The organism is Alistipes intestinihominis (assembly GCF_040095975.1).
GTDB lineage: Bacteria > Bacteroidota > Bacteroidia > Bacteroidales > Rikenellaceae > Alistipes > Alistipes senegalensis.
This window is the reverse complement of the sequence record NZ_JBBMFL010000001.1, coordinates 234,558-255,998: the sequence shown is the minus strand read 5'-3', so window position 1 is coordinate 255,998 and position 21,441 is coordinate 234,558. Positions and strand designations below refer to the sequence as shown.

Here is a 21,441-nt window from a genome sequence, read left to right as displayed (position 1 = left end):
ATATGAAACGAATTCTCTCCTTTCTGACCGCTTCCCTGGCCATTGTCACGATGATGCTGTGTTGCAGCCATTGCAGCAAGGACGACTCAGGCAGCGGCAATTCCGGAAAGCCGTACATCCGGCTCAATTTCAGCGAAAAGATGGTTTCCAACTCCGCCGGATCGCTCGAAGTGTTCGTGTCGTCGAACACCGAATGGACCTCCGAGCCGCGGAGCAAATGGCTCAGCGTGGACCGCAGCGGCGGCAAAGGCGACCTCGCGGTGCGCATCTCCTTCGAGGAGAACGGCACGGAGAAGCGCACGGGCATCGTACGCTTCACGGCCGACGGCGTCAATCCGGTCGAAATCATCATCACGCAGTCGGCGCTGACCTTCACCAACCCCATCACCATCGGAGGCAACATCGCCACGATGCCCGACCCCTACATCGTCAAGGACGGCGACTATTACTACACCTGCAAGGCGAGCGGCAACGGCATCGCCATCTCGCGCTCCATGCGGCTCACGGTGGTCAATGCCACCACCAAGAAATGGAGCCTTCCCTACGAAGGCCCCTCGAAACCGTGGAACATCGCCGACCTCTGGGCTCCCGAGCTGTTCCACATCGGCGACCGCTGGTACGTCTACTACGCCGCCGGACGCCGCGGACAGGACGGAATAACCGGTTACGGCACCCAGCGCAGCGGCGTGCTCCGTTCGAAGACCGACGACCCGCTGGGCGAATGGGAGGACATGGGCATGCTCTACACGGGCTACGACTACCAGCCGGGCATCAAGCCCACCGCGGCGAACACGGAATACGCCATCGACCTGACGACCTTCGAACTCAAAGGACAGCGCTACGCCGTCTGGTCGGGCAACGGAACCGACGCCGTTCAGCAGATCCGCATCGCCACGATGTCGGACCCCTGCACGATCTCCTCGTCGATGGTCATCCTCTCGACCCCCACGCAGTCGTGGGAGACGATGGACGGACGCAAGATCAACGAGGGTCCCGCCATACTCGTCAACGAAGAGAAGGGCAAGCTCTTCATCGTCTACTCCTGCAACCCCTCGTGGACCAAGAACTACCGGCTGGCCTGGCTGATGCTCGACATGAACGACGGCGATCCGATGAATCCGGCCGACTGGCAGAAGTCAAGCAACTACGCCTTCTGGCGCTGCGACAACACGAAGGAGCCGGTATCGGGCGTCAACGGACTGGGCCACTGCACCTTCACCAAGTCGCCCGACGGAACCGAGGACTGGATCGTCTACCACGCCATGCGCTACTCCGACGGCGGCTGGGGCCAGCGTTACCCCTTCGTCCAGAAATTCACGTGGAACGCCGACGGAACCCCCGATTTCGGAGAGGGAGCCGGATGGGGCGAACCGCTGCTGCTGCCCTCGGGCGAAACCCTCTGAAAACCTGTCCGCATCGTTAATCTAACCGAATAACAGTACCGCAAACCGATGAAAAAATTCCTGTTAGCCGCACAAACCCTGCTGCTGCTGTTCGCGGCGGCCCCGAACGCTCAGGCACAGAAAAGCTACGACCTGAAAAAATTCCCGAAGGGATGCCGTCCCGAAGAGATCGGCGTAAGGCTCACCGAACGCTACCTCCAAACCCCGCACTCGCACTGGGGCGACATCAACTCGAAGCACAAGGTGACCCTCGTGACCTATCCCGATGTCTGCGCCTGGCTGGGGGCGCTGTGGTTCACCGCCGGAACCGGCAACGACAGCCTCTACACCCGGCTCGTGGAGCGCTTCGAACCGCTGTTCACCACGCAGAAGAATCTGCAACCCAACCTCTTCCCCAAGGACCACAACGTCGTCGATTTCTACGTCTTCGGCGCCGTGCCTCTGGAGATCTACAAGCGCAACCACGATCCGAAATACCTCGAACTGGGCATGAAGTACGCCGACGGACAGTGGGAGCTGCCCGCGAATCCGCAGCACTACAAGCAGCTGTCCGAAGCGAAAAAATACGCCGACGAGGGCTACTCGTGGCAAACCCGGCTCTGGGTAGACGACATGTTCATGATCACCGACCTGCAAGCCCAGGCTTATCTGGTAACCGGCGACAAGAAGTATATCGACCGCGCCGCCCGTGAGATGGCGCTCTACCTCGACCGCATCCAGCGTCCCAACGGACTCTTCTACCACCACACCGGCACGCCCTACTTCTGGGGCCGCGGCGACGGCTGGATGGCCGTCGGCATGGCCGAGATGCTCCGCATGCTTCCGAAGGACAACCCCTACCTGCCGCGCATCCGGGCGGCCTACATGCAGATGATGGAGACGCTGCTGCGCTATCAGGGCTACGACGGCATGTGGCGTCAGATCATCGACAACCCCAACTCGTGGAAGGAGACCTCCTCGACGGCCATGTTCACCTATGCGATGATCCTCGGCGTGAAGAACGGCTGGCTCGACAAGAAAATCTACGGCACGGCCGCCCGCAAGGCTTGGCTGGCGCTGCTCTCCTACCTCGACGAGAAAGACAATCTCCGCAACGTCTGCGAAGGCACCGGCGCCAAAAACAGCTTCGACTGGTATCAGAACCGCCGCCGTCTGACCGGCGACCTCCACGGACAGGCCGCCATGCTGTGGTGCGCCTATGCGCTCTCCTGCGACGTGAAACCTTACAAACTGACCCCGAAACGGTAAACCGATCCCTATCATGCACAAGATTCTGAAAACCATCCTTCTCGGATTCGCCGCGGCCGGGCTGTGCCTGACGGCATGCAGCGAGAAAGCGACCTCCGGATCGGGCGTAAAGCCCAAACCCAAGCCCGACCCGACGCCCGAAGTCGAAGATTACGATCTGGTCAGCTTCCCCGACCGGAAAGACCCCAAAACGGTCGGCGAAGGGGTCGTCGATCTCTTCATCCGCTCGGGCAACTCCAACTGGGGCGACATGCACTCCTCCAAGAAAAGCACGCTGACCTCCTACCCCGATGTCTGCGCCTGGCTGGGAGCCTTCTGGTATGCCGAAGCGGCGGGCAACAACGACCTGTTCAACCGGCTGGTGGCCAAGTTCGACCAGTTCCTCGAAGTGGACGACAAGAGCGTCGAGCCGAACAAGAGTCTGGTGACGCAGATCCCCCGCACGGAAAACAACGCCGTGGACTACAACATCTTCGGCGCCGTGCCGCTCCACATCTACCATGTCAAAAAACAGCGCGGCGCAGCCGAGTCGGAGATCAAAAAATACCTCGACCTGGGGCTTCGCTACGCCGACCAGCAGTGGGAGCTGCCGACGGAGCAGAAATACCTGGAGAAGATGAAGAACCCCGAGTATTATCACAACCTGGGCTATTCATACCAGACGCGCCTGTGGATCGACGACATGTTCATGATCACGGCGCTCCAGTCGCAAGCCTACCTGGCCACGGGCGACGAGAAATACATCGAACGGGCCGCCAAAGAGATGATTCTCTACCTCGACGAACTTCCGGGCGAGAACGGAATCTTCTACCACGCCCCCACCGCCAAATTCTTCTGGGCGCGCGGCAACGGCTGGATGGCCGTCGGAATGCCCGAAATGCTGCGGATGCTTCCCAAATCGTCGAAATACGACGTTTACCGAGACCGGATTCTCGCCGAATACAAGAAGATGATGGCCACGCTGAGCGCCTATCAGTACGACAGCGGACTGTGGGGACAGCTGATCCATCCCAATCAGGGCGACATGTGGGAGGAGACCTCCGGATCGGCGATGTTCACCTACGCGATGATCCTCGGCGTGAAGAACGGCTGGCTCGACGAGAAGACCTACGGCACGGTCGCCCGCAAAGGGTGGCTGGGAATCCAGAACTACCTGAACACCAACTTCGAAATCCGGAACGTCTGCTGCGGAACCGGAGCCGGCACGAGCTACGCATACTACCGCGACCGGGACAAATACACCGGCGACCTGCACGGACAGGCGGCCGTGATGTGGTGCGCCTACGCGCTGACCGAACTGGCCAACGAACAGAAACAATAAACGACAGAACAACCCTAAACCTACCTGCAAGCCTATGAAACACACACAGCAGACCGAATGAAGAAACATTCGGTCCGGGGCGCGACCCGCTTTCCGGACTACGGGCTTTCGAGGTCCGAACCCTTCCGAATCATCATCATCAATCAACCAAAACCGTATGGAAAAATTTTATAAAACAAGCATCGGGTACGCCAGAGCGCTGAAAAGCGCGGGCATCGCCCTGCTTCTCGTGATGTTCCTGTCGGTGAGCGTCGATGCAGTCCATGCACAGGGCGCCTCCGCACAGACAGGGAAACGACGCATCACCGGAACCATCACCGACGCCGACGGGTCGCCGCTGGTCGGCGCCACCGTCTACATCAAGGACACCAACGTCGGAACGACGACCAACACCGAAGGTCTCTTCGTCATCGACGTACTGCCCAAACAGCAGATCACGATCAGCTACATCGGCTACCTGTCGCAGACGCTCCCGACCGACGGCCGCGAGGTGTTCAACATCAAGCTGCAATCCGACACCGATCAGCTCGAAGAGGTCGTCATCGTCGGCTACGGCAAGCAGAAACGTCAGGCGATGGTCAGCTCGATCGCCACCGTCGGGTCGCGCGACCTGATGCAGTCGTCGTCGAGCAACCTGACGAGCAACCTCGCCGGACAGCTCGCCGGTCTGATCAGCATCCAGCGCAGCGCCGAACCGGGACGCGACGACGCCGAGTTCTGGATTCGCGGCATCAGCACCTTCAAGGGCGGAACCAACCCGCTGGTGCTCGTCGATGGAATCCCCCGCGACATCAACAACATCGAAGCCGACGAAATCGAGACGTTCAGCATCCTGAAAGATGCCGCGGCGACGGCCGTCTACGGCGCCGAGGGTGCCAACGGCGTCATCCTCGTAACCACCAAGCGCGGTACGATCTCCCGTCCCAAAATCTCGTTCCGCATCGAACAGTCGATCGCCTCGCCGCAGCGTCTGCCCGAGTTCGTCGATTCGTGGGACTACCTCGAACTGGCCAACGAGGCCCGGTCCAACGACGGACTCACGCCCAGCTTCAGCGCCGCGCAAATCCAGCTCTACCGCGACCGCGCGGACAACGACCTCTATCCGAACACGCAGTGGATCGACGAACTGGTCCGCAAAGCCGTGCACAGCCAGCGCTACACGCTCAACTTCCGCGGCGGTGCCGAAAATGCCAAATATTTCGTCTCGATGGCCTACTACCAGTCGGACGGCGTCTTCAAGGAGAACCCCAACGGCAAATACGACAGCAACTTCGGATTCGAGCGCTACAACCTGCGCAGCAACATCGACCTGAAAGTGAGCAAAACCACGCGCCTGAGCGTCGATCTCTCGGGCCAGTACGTACACCGCCGCACGGCCAACCGTTCGGCCGACGACATCTTCAGCTTCATGCTGCACACGCCGTCGTACCTCTTCCCGGCCATTTACAGCGACGGCACGCTCGCCAGCTACGAAAAGCAGGCCGACTCGAACAACCGCAACCCCTACAACATGCTCTACAACCAGGGCTACCGCCAGGAGTGGGGCGTGAAGATCCAGTCGAACATCAAACTGGAACAGGACCTGAAATTCATCACCCCGGGTCTGAGCGTCCGCGGAAGCGTCAGCTTCGACTACGACGGCAGTTCGGCGACGCTGCGCGACTACTGGCCGAGCCTCTACCACGCCAGCGGCCGCGACGCCGAAGGCAACCTGGTCTTCACCACCACCTCGTCGGGATCGCCCGAGATCTCGGACCCGAAATTCACCTCGACGAGTTACCTGCGCAAGATCTACATCGAAGGCGCCGTCAACTACCAGCGCACGTTCAACTATGTCCACAACGTGAGCGCCATGCTCCTCTACATGCAGAAGGAGCAGCAGAAGAACGATCCGGTGCTTCCCTACCGCAAGCAGAGCGTCGTGGGCCGCGTGACCTACTCGTACGACAACCGCTACTTCATCGAGGGCAGCTTCGGCTACACCGGCAGCGAAACCTTCGCCAAGAAGAACCGTTTCGGCTTCTTCCCGGCCGTCGGCGTCAGCTACTTCGTCTCCAACGAGAAATTCTATCCCGAAGGGCTGAAAAAGGTGATGAACAACCTGAAAATCCGCCTCTCGATGGGCCGCACGGGTAACGACGACACGGGAACCGACCGCTTCCTCTACCGTGCGACGTTCAACACCGAGGGCCACACCTTCAACCAGGGCATCGGCACCTCGGCCTCGAACGGCATGGGAGCCGGCATCTACGACCTGCGCTTCGTCAACAACGACATCCACTGGGAGATCGAGACCAAGCGCAACGTCGGACTCGACCTCGGCTTCTTCGACAACGAAATCGAACTCACGGCCGACTATTTCAACAACCGCCGCAAGGACATCCTGCTGGAGCGCAACACGGTCCCCGGAGTCGCCGGATTCCACGCGAAACCGTGGCAGAACTACGGCATCGTGGACAACTGGGGCGTCGATGCCAGCCTGAACGCCCGCCACGACTTCGGCAAAGTCCGCATCAGCGCCCGCGGTACGTTCACGTTCGCGCGCAACAAGATCGTCGAATACGACGAGCTGAACCAGCTCTATGACTACCAGCGGATCACCGGCACGCGCGTGAACGAGAACACGCTCTACATCGCCGAGCGCCTCTACACCGAGGACGACTTCATCCGCACGCAGAATCCCAACGGAACCTACTCCTACGAGCTGCGTCCGGGACTTCCGATCGTCGCGCTGCAAGGAACCCTCGGCCCGGGCGACATCAAGTACGCCGACCTGAACCACGACGGCGTGATCGACAGCAACGACAAGAAGCGCGGCGTGGGACACCCCTACAATCCCGAAATCAACTACGGTTTCGGCCTCAACGTCGAGTACAAAGGCTTCTACGTGAGCGCGTTCTTCCAGGGCACGGGCAACTCGTCGGTGCTGCTGGCGTCGGGCAACAACCACTTCTGGCCCTTCAACTGGTACGAGGACAAGTCCAACTACCGCACGCTGTTCCTCGACCGCTGGACGGCCGACAACCCGCGCCAGGATGTCACGATGCCGCGTCTGCACAGCCATTACAGCCACAACGTCAACAAGGAGGCCAGCACGTGGTGGCTCCGGAGCGGCAACTTCCTGCGCTTCAAGAACCTCGAAATCGGCTACAACCTGCCCAAGACCTTCCTCCGCAAGATCCGCCTCGACGCGGCGCGCGTCTACATGTTGGGCAACAACCTCTGCGTCTGGGACGACATCAAATACTGGGACCCCGAGCAGGGCAACCGCAACAACGGCATGAGCTATCCCATGTCGCGCACCTTCACGCTGGGACTCGAAGTCAACTTCTAATCAAGGAGAACGAACTATGAAACAGAATTTTGTAAAAATACTTTCCACCGGACTGCTGGCCTGCACGGTCTGGTCGTGCAGTTTCCTCGACGTGTCCGACGAACTGGCCGGCGGCATCTCCGACATCTCGCAGGTGTTCAGCAATGTCGATCGCACCAAAAAGTGGTATTCGCAGGTCTTCAACAACCGTCCCGACTATTCGGCCGTCTGGGTCACGGACAGCCCGATGGGAAATCCCTGGACCGCCTACTCCGACGAAATCTACACGCGACTGGCCAACAACGCCGGCAAATACACCGAGTGGAACTCGTCCAACAGCAATTCGCAGCGCTGGAACACGCTCTACGGGAGCATCCGGCAGGCCAATATCTTCCTCGAGCAGGCTCACCCGATCGTGGACGAGGGAGGTCCCGACGCCGACCGTCTGACCGAAGAGGAGATCAAGCTCTACAAGGCCAACGTCCGCTTCATGCGTGCGGCCTACCACTACTACCTGATGGAGCTGTACGGCCCGATTCCCATCGTCGATCATTCGATGACGCTGGAAGACGATCTCGACCTCCCGCGCAACTCGCTCGACGAGGTGATCGAATTCATCGACCGGGAGCTGAAGGAGTGCATGGAGGAGATGGCGCAGGAGCCCTACCACGACAACGAGAACCTGCGCGCCGTGCCCACCAAGGGCGCCGCGCTGGCGCTGCGCGCCAAACTGTGGGTCTATGCCGCCAGCCCGCTCTTCAACGGCGGATGGCCCGAGGCTCTGGCGCTGACGAACAAGGACGGAAAACGGCTCTTCCCCGACCGGAACGACTCGAAGCTGCAAACGGCGGTGGACCGTCTGCGCGACTTCCTCGACTACGCCGAGCAGGGCAGCCGCTACGAACTGCTCAACACGGGCAACCCGGACGACGACCTCTACAAACTGTTCCAGGAATACAACAGGGAGATCATCTGGGCCACCTCGACCAATTCGTGGGGCAAGCTGGGCGAACAGAAATTCGACACCTTCGCAACCCCGCGCTCGCAGCCTCAGGGTCAGGGCGGATTCCACGTCCTGCAAGAGCTGGTCGATGACTTCTACATGAAGGACGGCAAGCCGATCAAGGCCACCTCGTTCCTCCCCAAGTCGGAGCTCTACCCCGCCAACGAAGCCGAGATGGGGACCTACAACGGCGTTCAGGTGTCGAAGATGTACATCGACCGCGAACCCCGTTTCTACAACACCGTCACGTTCTCGGGCATGAAGTGGCACATGAGCAATCAGGAGATCCAGTTCTACCGCGGCGGCCGGGACGACAACTCGGTGGCCGACGGCGCCCCGCTCACGGGCTACCTGCTCTACAAGCGCATGAACCGCACGGTCTACGGAGGCAACATCTCCGGCGCCGTAACGTCGAAATACCGTCCGGTGATCATCTTCCGCCTGGCGGAGTTCTACCTGCTCTACGCCGAGATGCTCAACGAGGTGGACCCGGGCAACGCGGACGTACTGAAATACGTCAATCTGGTGCGCCGGCGCGCCGGGCTGGACGATCTGGAGGCGCTGAATCCCGCCATCGAGGGCAACCAGACCTTGCAGCGCGAGGCGATCCGCCGCGAGAGCCGCATCGAACTGGCCACCGAGGGGCAGCGCTACTTCGACGTGCGCCGCTGGATGATCGCCGACAAAGCGCCCGGCGAAGGCGGTCAGGGAGGCGATTTCCACGGCATGAACGTCGATCAGGCGCAGCCCGCGTTCTACACCCGCACGAAGTTGCAGACCCGCTCCTTCAAGAACAAAAACTACCTCTATCCCATTCCGCTGGACGAGATCAAGCGCAGCGACGTGCTGGTGCAGAATCCCGGTTGGTAGAGCCGTATAAACCGATAAACTTACGATGATGAAAAAAATCAGCATATTCCTGTTCGCAGCGGCGGCCCTGCTGGGTGCCGGCTGCGACGACAGCTCCGACACGGACAAGGTGATTCCCGTTTCGGCGATCGCACTCGACACGTCGCTGAGCGGCGGCATCTCGCTGGTCGTCGGCCAGACGGCCGACATCGCCGGCAAAGTGACGGTACGCCCCGAAAACGCCACGGACAAGACCGAGACCTACGAGTCGTCGGACCCGGAGACCGTCTCGGTCGATGACGCCGGCGTCGTGAAGGCCGTGAAGCCGGGCCTGGCGATGGTCACGATCAGCGTGGGCGGCAAGCACTCGCACTTCGAAGTGGAGGTCCGGGAGCAGCGGATTTCCGTCGAATCGGTCACGCTGCCTGCCGAACTGGCCGACGGCGTAACGCTGAAACTCGGCGCGACGCTCGACATCGCCGGCAAGGCGACGATCACCCCTTCGAACGCCACGGACAAGACCGAAAGCTACAATTCGTCGAACCCGATGATCGCGTCGGTCACCGAAGAGGGCATCGTATCGGCGATCGCCGTCGGCGAAGCGACGATCACGATCTCCGTCGATGGCCAATCGGCCCAGTTCACCCTCACGGTCGAGAAGATCGCCGTGGAGTCGGTGACGCTGCCCGAAGAGCTGGCCAAGGGCGTCACGCTGGCGATCGGCGACACATTCGGTATCGCCGGCAAGGCGACGATCGCTCCCGAAAACGCCTCCTTCAAGACGGAAACCTACACTTCGTCGAAGCCGGAGGTTGCAAGCATCAGCGACGCAGGTGAAATCAAGGCCCTTACGGAAGGGGAGACGACGATCACCGTCGAAGCAGACGGTATCAAGGCCACTTTCAGCGTAAAGGTGGAGAAAGGCGCCGTGCTGATCACCTCGATTGCATTCCCGGAATCGAGCAAGGAGGTCGAACTCGGAGAACCGGAAGCAGAACTGGATCTGCAAACGCTGCTGACGATCCTGCCTGCGGAGCACACCGAAGGAATCGTCTTCACCTCCTCCGATCCGTCGGTCGCAACGGTCAGCGAAAACGGAAAGGTTACATGTCTCAAAGCGGGCGAAACGACCGTCACGGCAGCAGCCAAGAACCACGCCGATGTCAAAGCGGAACTGACCCTTACCGTTTGCGGCGACTACGACCGCACTGGATGGATGATGAGCGCGACATCGCACAACCTGCCCACGACGCCCACGAAAAACAGTGTAACGGCCGCTTTCGACAATGATGCGAATGGAACGTCGAATTTCGGTCAGACCCGTCCGGGCAAGAATTCGGGAGGTGTAAACCTGGGGACTCAATCCGACATCCAGATATGGTTCGTGGTCGATCTGCAAAGTGCGCATAAGATCAATTATTTCCGCATCCGGCACATTTCAACGCGTCAGGCCGACTACGGAACCCGCTGGCATAAATTCGTAGAGATTCTCGGAAGCGACACCGGAGAGGAAGGCAGCTGGACCTCCATCGCCACCGATGTCGATTTCGACAGCCAGTCAACCGTATTGGCGAATCAGGAAACGGACAACATCCGAATTCCGCTGTCGAATTACCGCTATCTGAAATTCGTCAGCGACAAAAATTGCTTCGACACGACGGGAAATACCGCCCAGATCAACGAGTTATTCATAGGACGCTCGAAAGATGCGGCGGGCAACTAAACTTTCCGGCTCCGGCGGCAGCACGGTCCGCCGCCGGGGTCCGGAATCTTCAACCGAAAAAACGACTTTCAAATTATGAAAAAAATAAGCATTTGTCTGTTTGCCGCGGCGGCCCTGCTGTGCGCCGGCTGTGAAGACGGCATACCCGAACCGGGAACGATGGAGGTTCCCGCAGAGAGCGTCGTGCTCGACGAGGAGCTGAGCGGCGGCCTCATCATGGAGGTCGGCGAAACGAGGGACGTTGCGCTGAAAGTGAAAGTGCTGCCCGAAAATGCCACCGATCTGGCGGAGCTCTTCTATTCCTCGAACGTCGAAGTGGCGACGGTCAGCCCCAAGGGCGTCATTACGGCCCAGAAAGCCGGCATCACCATGATTTCGATCTACGTGAGCGGCATCGAAACCTATTTCGCGGTGACGGTCGTCGATCAGATCCCGATCGACATCGAGTCGATCGTATTCTCCGCCCCGGCCATGAATGCCTACGCCGGAGTCGGTTACAACCTGCTGGTCTCGGTCGAGCCGTTCGACCAGAACGAAGGCGTGGTCTTCTCATCCTCCGATCCGGAAATCGCATCGGTGAACGCCGAAACGGGCCGCATGATCTGCCACCGAAGCGGCAGCGTCACCATCACGGCCGCCGCCAGAAACCACCCCGAGGTCAAGGCATCGATCGAGGTCACGGTCACCGAGTTCTACGGCGACTGGGACCGCAGCAAATGGTCGATGAGCTTCTCACACGGCTGGAAAGCCGACAACGCCATCGGAAGCAGCGCGACGGCCGCCATCGACGGCAACGCGAGCACGACGCTGTCGATGGACCGTCCGGGCAGAAACGGCCTTTCCGCCGACGACGTGATCTGGTTCCAGATCGACCGCGGCGAGAATCCGGGCAAGGTCAACTACCTGCGTATCCACCACCGTCCGGAGGGAGGCGGCAACAAGAACATTCTGGTCCGCTGGTTCGGCTTCAACCGCATCGAGGGCAGCAACGACGGCACGAACTTCGAGGTCATCGCCGAACGGGTCGAGCTGACTCCCGATCCGAACGTCTACGAGAACCTGCAAACGGACAACGTTCCGATCCCGGAGAACGACTACCGTTATCTGCGGTTCAGCGGTTGGAACGATGTCAAGCAGGCGTCTCCGAATCTGGGCTTCTACTGCGCCCGCGGAGTGGAATACGGAGGCATCAACCCGGGCAATACCATCCAGATCAACGAAATCTATCTCGGACGCGCACAGGAATAGGCCGTCGGGTAGCGTAATCGAAAAGGCCCGAAGGAGAAATCTTCGGGCCTTTTCCCACTTTCAAAATTCAGACAACGATGATACGAAAAACCCTCTTGACCTTAGCCCTGCTGTGGATGCAGGCCGCGGCGCTGCAAGCGCAGGTCGCGCTGACCGAACGGGCCTCCGCACGCACGGACTTCGAACTGGTCGCCGCAGATTCCAGTGCGGCCGTCTGCTACGACGCCGGGGACGCCGCGGTCGTGGAAACCGCCGCCGGGCTGTTCGCCGCGGATGTCGCCCGCGTAACAGGCCGCGAAATTCCGGTCGTCGCCGGGCAGGAACTGCCCGCAAAGACGCGCTGCGCCGTGATCGTCGGAACGATCGGTCAGAGCCGCTGGATCGACGAACTGATCGCAGCCGGCAAGATCGACGTTTCGGCCATCGAAGGCGGCTGGGAACGTTATGCAGTCCGGCTGGTCGACCGTCCGGGACACGGCATGCGCAAAGCGCTGGTCATTGTGGGCAGCGACCGCCGCGGCACGGCCTACGGATTGCTTTCGGTGTCGCGCGCCATCGGCGTAAGCCCGTGGTACTGGTGGGCCGACGCCCCCGTGCGGCACCGCGACCGGCTGACGCTGCGCGTCGGGGATTTCACGTCGGAAAGCCCCTCGGTGAAATACCGCGGCATCTTCATCAACGACGAGGACTGGGGCCTCTACCGCTGGGCGAAGGAGAACTTCGAAAAGGAGCTGGGCAACATCGGCCCGAAGACCTACGAGAAGGTGTGCGAGCTGCTGCTCCGCCTGCAAGCGAACTACCTGGCCCCGGCGATGCACGACGCAACGACGGCCTTCTACAAGATTCCCGAAAACATGCGGATCGCCGACCGCTACGCCATCGCCGTCGGCTCGTCGCACTGCGAGCCGCTGGGGCTGAACACCGCCAGCGAATGGGATTCGAAGACGATGGGCGAATGGGACTACGTGAACAACCGCGCCGGAGTGGACCGGGTGTTAAAAGAGCGCGTCGAGACCTCGGCGCCCTATGAGAACGTCTACACGCTGGCCCTGCGGGGTCTGCACGACCGGGCGATGGCCGGCAGCGAGGATCTCGACGCACGGAAAGCCACCATGCAGGAGGCCCTGCTGTCACAGCGGCAGATCCTGACAGAGGTGCTGGGCAAACCCGCGGAGGAGATTCCGCAGGCGTTCACACCCTACAAGGAGGTGCTCGACGTTTACAACCGGGGGCTGGAGCTCCCCGACGACGTGACGATCATCTGGCCCGACGACAACTACGGCTACATGAAACGCCTGAGCAGCCCCGCGGAGCAGAAACGCTCCGGACGTTCGGGCGTCTACTACCACTCGTCCTACCTGGGCCGTCCGCACGACTACCTGTGGATGAACACCACCTCGCCGACGCTGATGTACGAGGAGCTGCGCAAAGCCTACGATTCGACGGCCGACCGCATATGGCTGCTGAATGCCGGCGACATCAAGTCGTGCGAATTCGCGGTCGATTTCTTCCTGGCGATGGCCTGGGACATCGACTCGTTCGACTTCCGGCGCGCCGCGGACTACCGCGCCGAGTGGATGAGCGGCCTGCTGGGCCGGGAGTATTTCGACCGTTTCCGGGAGATTTCCGACACCTTCTACCACCTCGCATTCGTCCGCAAGCCCGAGTTCATGGGCTGGGGCTACCAATGGGCCACGGACAAGCACGGCAAGGAGCGGAACACGGACACCGACTTCTCGTTCGCCAATTACCGCGAGGCCGACCGCCGTCTCGAAGCCTACGCCCGGATCGCCGGGCAGGCCGAAGCGCTGATGGACCGGATGCCCGAAGCGAACCGGGCGTGCTTCTATCAGGTGCTCTACTACCCGGTGAAGGCGTGCGAACTGCTGAACCGGATGGTGCTCCGCGGACAGCAGAACCGCCGCTACGCCACGCAGCAGCGTGCCGCGACCGACGCGCTGGCCGCCGAAAGCCGCATGTGTCACGACAGCCTGCGGATCATCACGGCGGGCTACAACGCCCTGCTCGGCGGCAAGTGGAATCACGTGATGACGATGAACCAGGGATTCGCCGCCTCCTATTTCCAGCTGCCCGAACTGCGGAGCGCACAGCTCGCACCCGGCGCCGTGCTGGAGGTCGAGGCCGAAAACGAGGATGTGATGAAAGGGATGCGCAGTTTCCACATGCTCCCGACGTTCGACACGTTCCTGCGCCGTTCCCATTTCGTAGACGTTTACAACAAGGGCCGCGAGCCGCTGCAATGGAGCGCCTCCGCCAGCGACGAGTGGATCGTGCTGAGCCGCACGGCCGGCACGACGCGCACTGAAGAGCGGATCGAAGTGTCGGTGGACTGGACGAAAGTTCCCGTCGGAGACGAGGTTTCGGGCTGTCTGACGATCGCCGCCGCGAACGGGGAGAGCTGCCGCGTGCTGGTTTCGGTGTTCAACCCGGCCTCCCCCGCCCGCGAAGAGCTGCAAGGGGTGTATGTACAGCACAACGGATACATTTCGATCCCGGCGGCGGATTTCCACCGCAAGCGCGAGAACGACGCGATCCGCATCCGCCCGGTTCCGAATCTGGGCGTCGAGAACGCGGCGCTCCAGCTGGGCGATCCGACGATGCCGAAGCAGAACACCCGGCGGCGCGAAGTGCCCTGCGTGGAATACGATTTCTACACGTTCGAACAGGGTTCCGTAGACGTTTACACCTACGTGCTGCCGACCTTCGTGATCAGCGCCGACCGGGGATACGCCGGACACGAGGCGACGAATCTGGAAACCCAGTACGGAGTCTGCATCGACGAAGGTCCGGTGATGAACCCCTCGACCTCGTCGATCGAATACGCGCAGACCTGGTACGAAAGCGTGCTGCGGAACTGCCGCGTGAACAAAACGACGCTCCACATCGGCAAGCCCGGCAGACACACGCTGAAAATCCTGTGCGGCGACGCCGGCACGGTGCTTCAAAAGATCGTGCTGGATTTCGGCGGCATGCAGCGCTCCTACCAGGGGCCGCCGCCCACCCGCGCCGAGGTACAATGAAAAAAGGAACGATCCGGATTTTCGGATCGTTCCTTTTTTTCAGGACGGCAGGAAACGTCACTCCGGACATCCGGGAACGGGGTCCCCGGGCGTCGTGACGGCCGGATCGTAAACGGCGACCCCGACCCGCGAATCGGCACAGCCGTAATAGAGATACCACCGGGACTTGAAATAGACCAGCCCCTCGATGAAGACCGTCCCGTCCTTGTACTGTCCGCTCTTCTCGAAGTCGTCCACCGGACGGAAGAACGGCACGTCGAGGCGTCCGATCACTTTCCCGGGCTCTTTCGCGTCGAACAGGATCTGCCCGGCGGAATAGGTGCGCGCCGGATAACGTTTGTCCCGCCCCTCGCCGAGCCGGTTCTGGCCGTTGTAAAGCAGCAGAATGCCCTTGTCGGTCAGCAGCGCCGGAGGGCCGCACTCGGTCAGGGCGCTGTCGAAATAACCCTCGCGCGGATAGACCACCCCTTTCAGATTCCCGTCCGCATCCAGTTCCGGAGTCCAGTCGATCAGGTTGTCCGACGTGGCGATGTTGACCATCCGTTCGCCCCAGTACATCATATACTTTCCGTTCACGCGCGCGATGACCAGCCGGTCGCCGTCGAGTTTCGTCACGATCGACCCCGATTTGCTCTTTAGGTCGCGGAAACGCCCTCCGTAAGCCTTGGCGAATACCGGGCCGTGCTTCGTCCATGTCACCAGATCGCGCGACGTGGCCACGCTGAGCCGCGGAATGCGGCGGTTCCACGAGGTGTAGAGCATCACATAGGTTCCGTCTTCGGTGACGGCCACGCGGGGGTCTTCGCAACCGCCCGGCCAGTCGCACTCCTTCATCGCGTCCTCGGCCGGAAAGAGCACCGGAGCATCCCCGAGGCGCATCGTCACACCGTCCGCGCTCCGGGCCAGTCCGATCCGCGACGTGCGCTTGCCGATACCGGTGGCCGAATTGTCCTCGGCGCGGAAGAGCACGCAGATCTCCCCGTCCCGGACGGTCGCGGCCGGATTGAACGTGTCGCTCTCCATCCATCCGACCGAATCCCTGCGCATCGGGCAATAGAACCGGACCTGCGAATCGGGCCGAATGACGGGATTGGCGCCCGCAGGCCGGACGAAGCCGCCCAGCGCCCATTCCGGCAGCCGGTTTTCAGTCGCCCCGGGCTCCACAGCCGAAGCTCGGCCCGCACCGCCGCCAACGAAAACAAGAAGCCCGGAGGCCGTCAGCAACATTCTGAATAGTCTTTTCATGAAATCTGTTTTTAAGTTCTGTTCCCGGGTCGGTTTCCGCACGTCCGCGCAGTTTTTTCCCGAGGTTTCCGCCGGATCGTCCGTCACCGGCAGATTCGGTACAAGGTACGAAAAAACGGGCGAAAATAAAAGGACTCACCTCCGGAAAATTCCTTCGGAAAATCGAATATCCGGCCTTTCGGCGCATTTTGAACATTTCGTCCACCTCTTTTGGGCAATTTTTGAAATCCGCACAATCGGAGAATAGCTATCTTGCAATCGCAAAACGACCGAAACACCGCCTATGAAAAAACCGATCCTATTGACCGCTCTCGGAGCGGCGGCCTGTGCGGCGCCCGCGGCAGCCCGGGAACAACCCAACATCCTGGTCATTCTCGCCGATGACATGGGGTATTCCGACATCGGCTGCTACGGAGGTCTGATACGTACGCCCAATCTCGACAGCCTCGCAGCACACGGGCTGCGCTACACCCAGTTCTACAACACGGCCCGGAGCTGCCCCTCCCGGGCAAGCCTGCTGACCGGCCTGCATCCCCACCAGACCGGCATCGGGCACATGGCCAAAAAACAGCACGGCGAAGAGGGGTACCGCGGAGACCTGAACGACCGCTGCGTGACGATAGCCGAGGTTCTGCGCACGGCCGGGTATGCGACCTACGCCGTGGGCAAATGGCATGTCACCAACCAGCTCTCGCCCTCCGGCGCGAAGGACAACTGGCCGTTGCAGCGCGGATTCGACCACTTTTACGGAACCATCATGGGCGGCGGCAGCTATTACGATCCGGCGACGCTCTGCCGGGGCAACGACTACATCACTCCGGAAAACGATCCGGCCTACCGTCCAGAAACGTTCTATTACACCGACGCCATTGCCGACAACGCCCTGCAATTTCTCGCCACGCACCACGACCGGCAGGCCGGAAAGCCGTTTTTCATGTATATGGCCTTCACGGCAGCCCATTGGCCGATGCAGGTTCCGGAAGAAGAGGCCGCCTCTTATCACGGCGTCTTCGACAAGGGCTGGGACGAACTCAGACGCGAGAAATACCACCGGATGCGGCAGTCAGGGCTGCTCGACCCGTCCTGGGCGCTTTCAACCGACGAAACGGTGGTTCCGTGGCGCACGGTGCAGAACAAGGATTTCGAAATCCGCTGCATGGAAGTTTATGCCGGAATCGTATCGCGCATGGACCGCAATATCGGCCGCGTGGTCGAATGGCTCCGCCGGCAGGGGATGCTGGACAATACGATCATCCTCTTCCTTCAAGACAACGGCGGCTGCGCCGAGGGCATGGAGCGGCAGCGTCCCCCGTTCAAGGTCCGCGTCCCCCAGGGCGAAACCCTCGCCCCGATGGCTCCCGACGAACTCCAAACCCTCCTGATCCCCTTCAAAACCCGCGACGGGCGTCCGATGCGCCGCGGACAGGTCGAGGCCGGCGGCGCCGACACCTACGTAGCCTACGGCAAAGGCTGGGCGCACCTGAGCGACACCCCGTTCCGCGAATACAAACATTGGGTGCACGAGGGAGGCATCGCCACGCCCCTGATCGTCCACTGGCCCGCCGGCATTACGGCCCGGGGCGAACTGCGCAAAACGCCGGGACAGCTCCCGGACATCATGGCCACCTGCGTCGATCTCGCCGGGGCGCATTATCCCGAAAGTTACGGGGACAAAACGATAACGCCTTGCGAAGGCACGAGTCTCGCCGGATCGTTCGAGGACGATACGATGCCGGAACGGGATCTGTTCTGGGAACACGAGGGAAACCGGGCCGTCAGATCGGGCCGCTGGAAACTGGTCTACAAGGCATCGAAGGGTCGCAAACAGGACATTCCGCTTTCGGCATGGGAGCTCTACGACCTGAAAACCGATCGGACCGAATGTCGGGACATCGCAGCCGAACGTCCCCGACTGGTTCTGGAACTCGCCCGCAAATGGGAAGCATTCGCAGAGCGCTGTCAAGTGAAACCGTGGCCGACCACGAGTAAAACACCCGCTAAAAAACAAACACTCAAAATATCCGAACATGAATAACCGCACACTGCTCACCGGACTGCTGGGCGTCAGCACCGCTGCATCAGCCGCAGCCCAAACGCCCGCCAAAGTCAAAGCGCCCCAAACGCGCCCCAACATCATAATCATCTACACCGATGACATGGGCATCGGCGACCTCTCATGCACCAACACGGGATGGATCGAAACGCCGGCCATCGACCGCCTGGCGTCCCAGGGGCTGGTGATGAACAATTATTACTCGGCAGCGCCGGTCAGTTCGCCGTCGCGCGTGGGTCTCACGACGGGAATGTTCCCGATGGAATGGGGCATCAACACATACCTTCAGGCCCGCAAGGGCAATGCCGCCTGCGAGCAGGCCGACTATCTCTCAGCCGACGCGCCTTCGATGGCCCGCATCCTCCACGACGCAGGATACGCCACCGGACACTTCGGCAAATGGCACATGGGAGGCGGACGCGACGTGACGGATGCACCGCAGATCACCCGCTACGGATTCGACGAATATTGCTCGACCTGGGAGAGCCCCGATCCCGCGCCCGAACTGACCGCCTCGAACTGGATATGGTGCAAAAAAGACGACGTAAAACGATGGGAGCGAACCGGTTACTTCATCGACAAGACGCTCGACTTTCTGGTGCGCCATCAGGGAACGCCCTGCTTCGTGAACCTCTGGCCCGACGACATGCACACGCCTTGGGTTCCCGACGAAGAGTCGCAGGACCACAACAACACGTGGGGATCGCGCCCCAACTTCACGGAGGTGCTGGCGGAATACGACCGTCAGATCGGACGTTTTCTCACCCGCCTGAACGAACTGGGGCTGAGCGACAACACCATCGTCATTTTCACGTCGGACAACGGTCCGGCGCCGAGTTTCCGCCAGCTCCGCACCAACGGTCTGCGCGGCATCAAAAACAGCCTCTACGAAGGCGGCATCCGCATGCCCTTCATCATCCGCTGGCCGGGCGTCATCACGCCGGGCAAGGTGGACGACGAGACCGTCGTCTGCGCCGTGGATCTGCTGCCCTCGCTTTGCGCCATCGCCCGGGCTCCCCTGCCGAAAGACTACCGATCGAGCGGAGAGGATATGAGCAAGGCTCTGTTGGGGACAGCTTCGGCCCGCAAGGGTGATCTGATGTGGGATTTCGGCCGCAACGTATCGTTCAACTTCCCGCGGGACGCCTATCACCGCAGCCCTTCGCTGGCGATCCGCCGCGGCGACTGGAAACTGCTCGTCAACCCCGACGGAACGAATGCGGAGCTGTACGACCTGTCGAAAGACGCCAACGAGACGCAAAACCTCGCCGCAGAGCATCCCGGCCTTACGGAAGAGCTTTCGAAGAGCCTCCTCGCCTGGTGGGAGCGCCGCCCCCGCATCAACATTCAAAGAGAAGTGAAATGACACCCACAGGAAAAATCGGGCTCGGGACCTCGCTGGCCCTGCTCTCGGGCGGCATCGCACAAGCCGCAAAACCCGCAACCGGCACAACCCCGAAAAAACCGAATATCGTACTGGTCATCGCCGATGACTGCCGGTTCCTCGATTTAGGCTGCTATGGCAGCCCCGATGCCATCACCCCCAACATCGACCGGCTGGCCGCCGAAGGAGTGCGTTTCACCCGGTTCTTCCAGGCCACAGCCATGAGTTCGGCGACGCGCCACTGCCTGCTCACGGGACTTTACCCCGTTCGTTCAGGCGCATACCCCAACCACACCCGGCTCAACGACGGTGTCGGCACGCTCCCCCAGTACCTCAAGCAAGCAGGCTACCGCGTCGCGCTGGAAGGAAAACGGCACATCGCCCCCATCGAAGCCTTTCCGTTCGAATACCTCTCGAACGAACAGCAGCGCACCGTCTATCCCGAGCTGATCGAACCGTTTCTGGCCGATGTGGCCCGTTCGGGCGAGCCGTTCTTCCTCTACGTCGGTTCGACTGAGCCCCACGACCCCTGGAACAAAGGCGACCAGAGCCTTTGGAACCCCGACGACCTCACGCTGCCCTGCAACCTGGTGGATACGCCCGCCACGCGCAAGCAGTTCCGCAACTACCTTGCGGAGATCAACGAACTGGACAACCAGGTCGGTGCGGTCGATGCGTTGCTGCACAAGTACGGCCTCGACGAAAACACGATCTTCATCTTCACCAGCGAACAAGGCTATTCGTTCCCGTTCGGCAAGTGGACCTGCTACGACGAAGGTCTGCATACGGGGTTCGTCATCCGCTGGCCCGGGACGGTGAAGCCCGGAAGGGTCACGGACGCCATGTGCGAATATGTCGATGTGACCCCGACGCTGGTGGACATCGCCGGCGGAAAGATCCCCGAAGGACTCGACGGCAGGAGTTTTCTGCCCGTCATCAAGGGCGAAACCGATTCGTTCAAAAACGAGGTATACGGCATCCAGACCAGCCGCGGAATCTTCTTCGGACCGGAGTATTACGCCATCCGTTCGATTCGCAACGAACGCTACGCCTACATCATGAACCTCACGCCCGAGGCCACATTCAAATGTATGTCCACGAATCCCAAGAAAGGCTGGTGGATGTCGTGGAAGGAGAAGGCCGCCACCGACGAATTCGCCCGGCGACAGGTCGAACGCTATCAGAAACGGCCGGCCGAAGAGCTCTACGACATCGTAAACGACCCGTTCCAGACCCGGAACCTCGCCGACGACCCGCAATACGCCGGCGAAAAGGCCCGGATGCGCGCCAAACTCCTGCAATGGATGGAGAGCCAGGGAGACAAAGGCCAGCAAACGGAGATGGAGGCATTGGAACACATGGTCAAACACCGTTAAAATCAGAACTGTCTCTACTCGGCCCGCGACGAACCGCACCTGCTATATGGTGAACCTGCATCAGCGATAGCCGATCCGGTCGGAAAGAGGAAACCGCAGCGGCCCGGCAACGGCGGCCGAGGGCTGAAAATCTGCATGCAAAGCGAAACATTCCGGTCGGAAAGTGCGTGTTCCCGATCGCTGGCAAGGTAATTGACGGCCTCCTGACATAAACACACAAACACATACGACTAT

Annotated in this window: 12 protein-coding genes; 11 read left to right on the top strand and 1 reads right to left on the bottom strand. The window is 60.9% G+C overall.

Features of this window, described 5'->3' with window-relative positions; translation table 11 throughout:
- The first annotated feature begins 2 nt into the window (after window positions 1–2).
- From WMO46_RS01090 to WMO46_RS01055, 8 genes are all read left to right on the top strand, one after another.
- Window positions 3–1,403 carry a family 43 glycosylhydrolase gene (locus tag WMO46_RS01090; protein ID WP_227901009.1) on the top strand — a complete coding sequence of 467 codons (1,401 nt, stop codon included), beginning with the start codon at window positions 3–5 and terminating at the stop codon, window positions 1,401–1,403.
- A 48-nt stretch (window positions 1,404–1,451) separates the two neighbouring features.
- On the top strand, window positions 1,452–2,651 hold the full coding sequence (locus tag WMO46_RS01085; protein ID WP_195497020.1) for a glycoside hydrolase family 88/105 protein: 1,200 nt from the start codon (window positions 1,452–1,454) through the stop codon (window positions 2,649–2,651).
- Window positions 2,652–2,664: 13 nt separating this feature from the next.
- Window positions 2,665–3,972, top strand: a complete 1,308-nt coding sequence (locus tag WMO46_RS01080; protein WP_302588098.1) for a glycoside hydrolase family 88/105 protein — start codon at window positions 2,665–2,667, stop codon at window positions 3,970–3,972.
- A 157-nt stretch (window positions 3,973–4,129) separates the two neighbouring features.
- Window positions 4,130–7,306 (top strand): SusC/RagA family TonB-linked outer membrane protein, encoded by a 3,177-nt coding sequence (locus WMO46_RS01075; protein ID WP_195497022.1) that lies wholly within the window; start codon window positions 4,130–4,132, stop codon window positions 7,304–7,306.
- A gap of 16 nt (window positions 7,307–7,322) precedes the next feature.
- A complete protein-coding gene (locus WMO46_RS01070; protein WP_019152184.1) occupies window positions 7,323–9,158 on the top strand; it encodes a RagB/SusD family nutrient uptake outer membrane protein in 1,836 nt (611 codons plus the stop codon).
- A gap of 28 nt (window positions 9,159–9,186) precedes the next feature.
- A complete protein-coding gene (locus tag WMO46_RS01065; RefSeq protein ID WP_349093606.1) occupies window positions 9,187–10,860 on the top strand; it encodes an Ig-like domain-containing protein in 1,674 nt (557 codons plus the stop codon).
- Window positions 10,861–10,935: 75 nt separating this feature from the next.
- Entirely contained in the window at window positions 10,936–12,108 is a 1,173-nt protein-coding gene (locus WMO46_RS01060; RefSeq protein ID WP_349093605.1) for an Ig-like domain-containing protein, read from the top strand.
- 77 nt (window positions 12,109–12,185) lie between these two features.
- Window positions 12,186–15,149: a glycosyl hydrolase 115 family protein gene (locus WMO46_RS01055; protein ID WP_349093604.1), complete on the top strand. Its 2,964-nt coding sequence runs from the start codon at window positions 12,186–12,188 to the stop codon at window positions 15,147–15,149.
- Window positions 15,150–15,206: 57 nt separating this feature from the next.
- Here WMO46_RS01055 and WMO46_RS01050 read toward each other — a convergent pair whose 3' ends face one another.
- A complete protein-coding gene (locus WMO46_RS01050) occupies window positions 15,207–16,376 on the bottom strand; it encodes a glycoside hydrolase family 130 protein (RefSeq protein WP_349093640.1) in 1,170 nt (389 codons plus the stop codon).
- A gap of 301 nt (window positions 16,377–16,677) precedes the next feature.
- Here WMO46_RS01050 and WMO46_RS01045 point away from each other — a divergent pair, with 301 nt between their 5' ends.
- From WMO46_RS01045 to WMO46_RS01035, 3 genes are read left to right on the top strand one after another with little or no spacing between them, the layout of a single operon-like run.
- The gene (locus WMO46_RS01045; protein ID WP_349093603.1) at window positions 16,678–18,429 is read left to right on the top strand and encodes an arylsulfatase; all 1,752 of its coding nucleotides are present in this window, start codon (window positions 16,678–16,680) and stop codon (window positions 18,427–18,429) included.
- Window positions 18,422–19,813 carry a sulfatase-like hydrolase/transferase gene (locus WMO46_RS01040; protein WP_278965323.1) on the top strand — a complete coding sequence of 464 codons (1,392 nt, stop codon included), beginning with the start codon at window positions 18,422–18,424 and terminating at the stop codon, window positions 19,811–19,813. The genes WMO46_RS01045 and WMO46_RS01040 overlap by 8 nt, the downstream gene beginning before the upstream one ends.
- On the top strand, window positions 19,810–21,207 hold the full coding sequence (locus tag WMO46_RS01035) for a sulfatase family protein (RefSeq protein ID WP_129650830.1): 1,398 nt from the start codon (window positions 19,810–19,812) through the stop codon (window positions 21,205–21,207). The genes WMO46_RS01040 and WMO46_RS01035 overlap by 4 nt, the downstream gene beginning before the upstream one ends.
- Window positions 21,208–21,441: the final 234 nt, after the last annotated feature.

What these genes read in the sequence shown, in the direction of transcription:
- WMO46_RS01090 (WP_227901009.1), top strand. Translation starts at nt 3, where the DNA reads ATGAAACGAATTCTCTCCTTTCTGACCGCTTCCCTGGCCATTGTCACG.
- WMO46_RS01085 (WP_195497020.1), top strand. Translation starts at nt 1,452, where the DNA reads ATGAAAAAATTCCTGTTAGCCGCACAAACCCTGCTGCTGCTGTTCGCG.
- WMO46_RS01080 (WP_302588098.1), top strand. Translation starts at nt 2,665, where the DNA reads ATGCACAAGATTCTGAAAACCATCCTTCTCGGATTCGCCGCGGCCGGG.
- WMO46_RS01075 (WP_195497022.1), top strand. Translation starts at nt 4,130, where the DNA reads ATGGAAAAATTTTATAAAACAAGCATCGGGTACGCCAGAGCGCTGAAA.
- WMO46_RS01070 (WP_019152184.1), top strand. Translation starts at nt 7,323, where the DNA reads ATGAAACAGAATTTTGTAAAAATACTTTCCACCGGACTGCTGGCCTGC.
- WMO46_RS01065 (WP_349093606.1), top strand. Translation starts at nt 9,187, where the DNA reads ATGAAAAAAATCAGCATATTCCTGTTCGCAGCGGCGGCCCTGCTGGGT.
- WMO46_RS01060 (WP_349093605.1), top strand. Translation starts at nt 10,936, where the DNA reads ATGAAAAAAATAAGCATTTGTCTGTTTGCCGCGGCGGCCCTGCTGTGC.
- WMO46_RS01055 (WP_349093604.1), top strand. Translation starts at nt 12,186, where the DNA reads ATGATACGAAAAACCCTCTTGACCTTAGCCCTGCTGTGGATGCAGGCC.
- WMO46_RS01050 (WP_349093640.1), bottom strand. Translation starts at nt 16,376, where the DNA reads ATGTTGCTGACGGCCTCCGGGCTTCTTGTTTTCGTTGGCGGCGGTGCG.
- WMO46_RS01045 (WP_349093603.1), top strand. Translation starts at nt 16,678, where the DNA reads ATGAAAAAACCGATCCTATTGACCGCTCTCGGAGCGGCGGCCTGTGCG.
- WMO46_RS01040 (WP_278965323.1), top strand. Translation starts at nt 18,422, where the DNA reads ATGAATAACCGCACACTGCTCACCGGACTGCTGGGCGTCAGCACCGCT.
- WMO46_RS01035 (WP_129650830.1), top strand. Translation starts at nt 19,810, where the DNA reads ATGACACCCACAGGAAAAATCGGGCTCGGGACCTCGCTGGCCCTGCTC.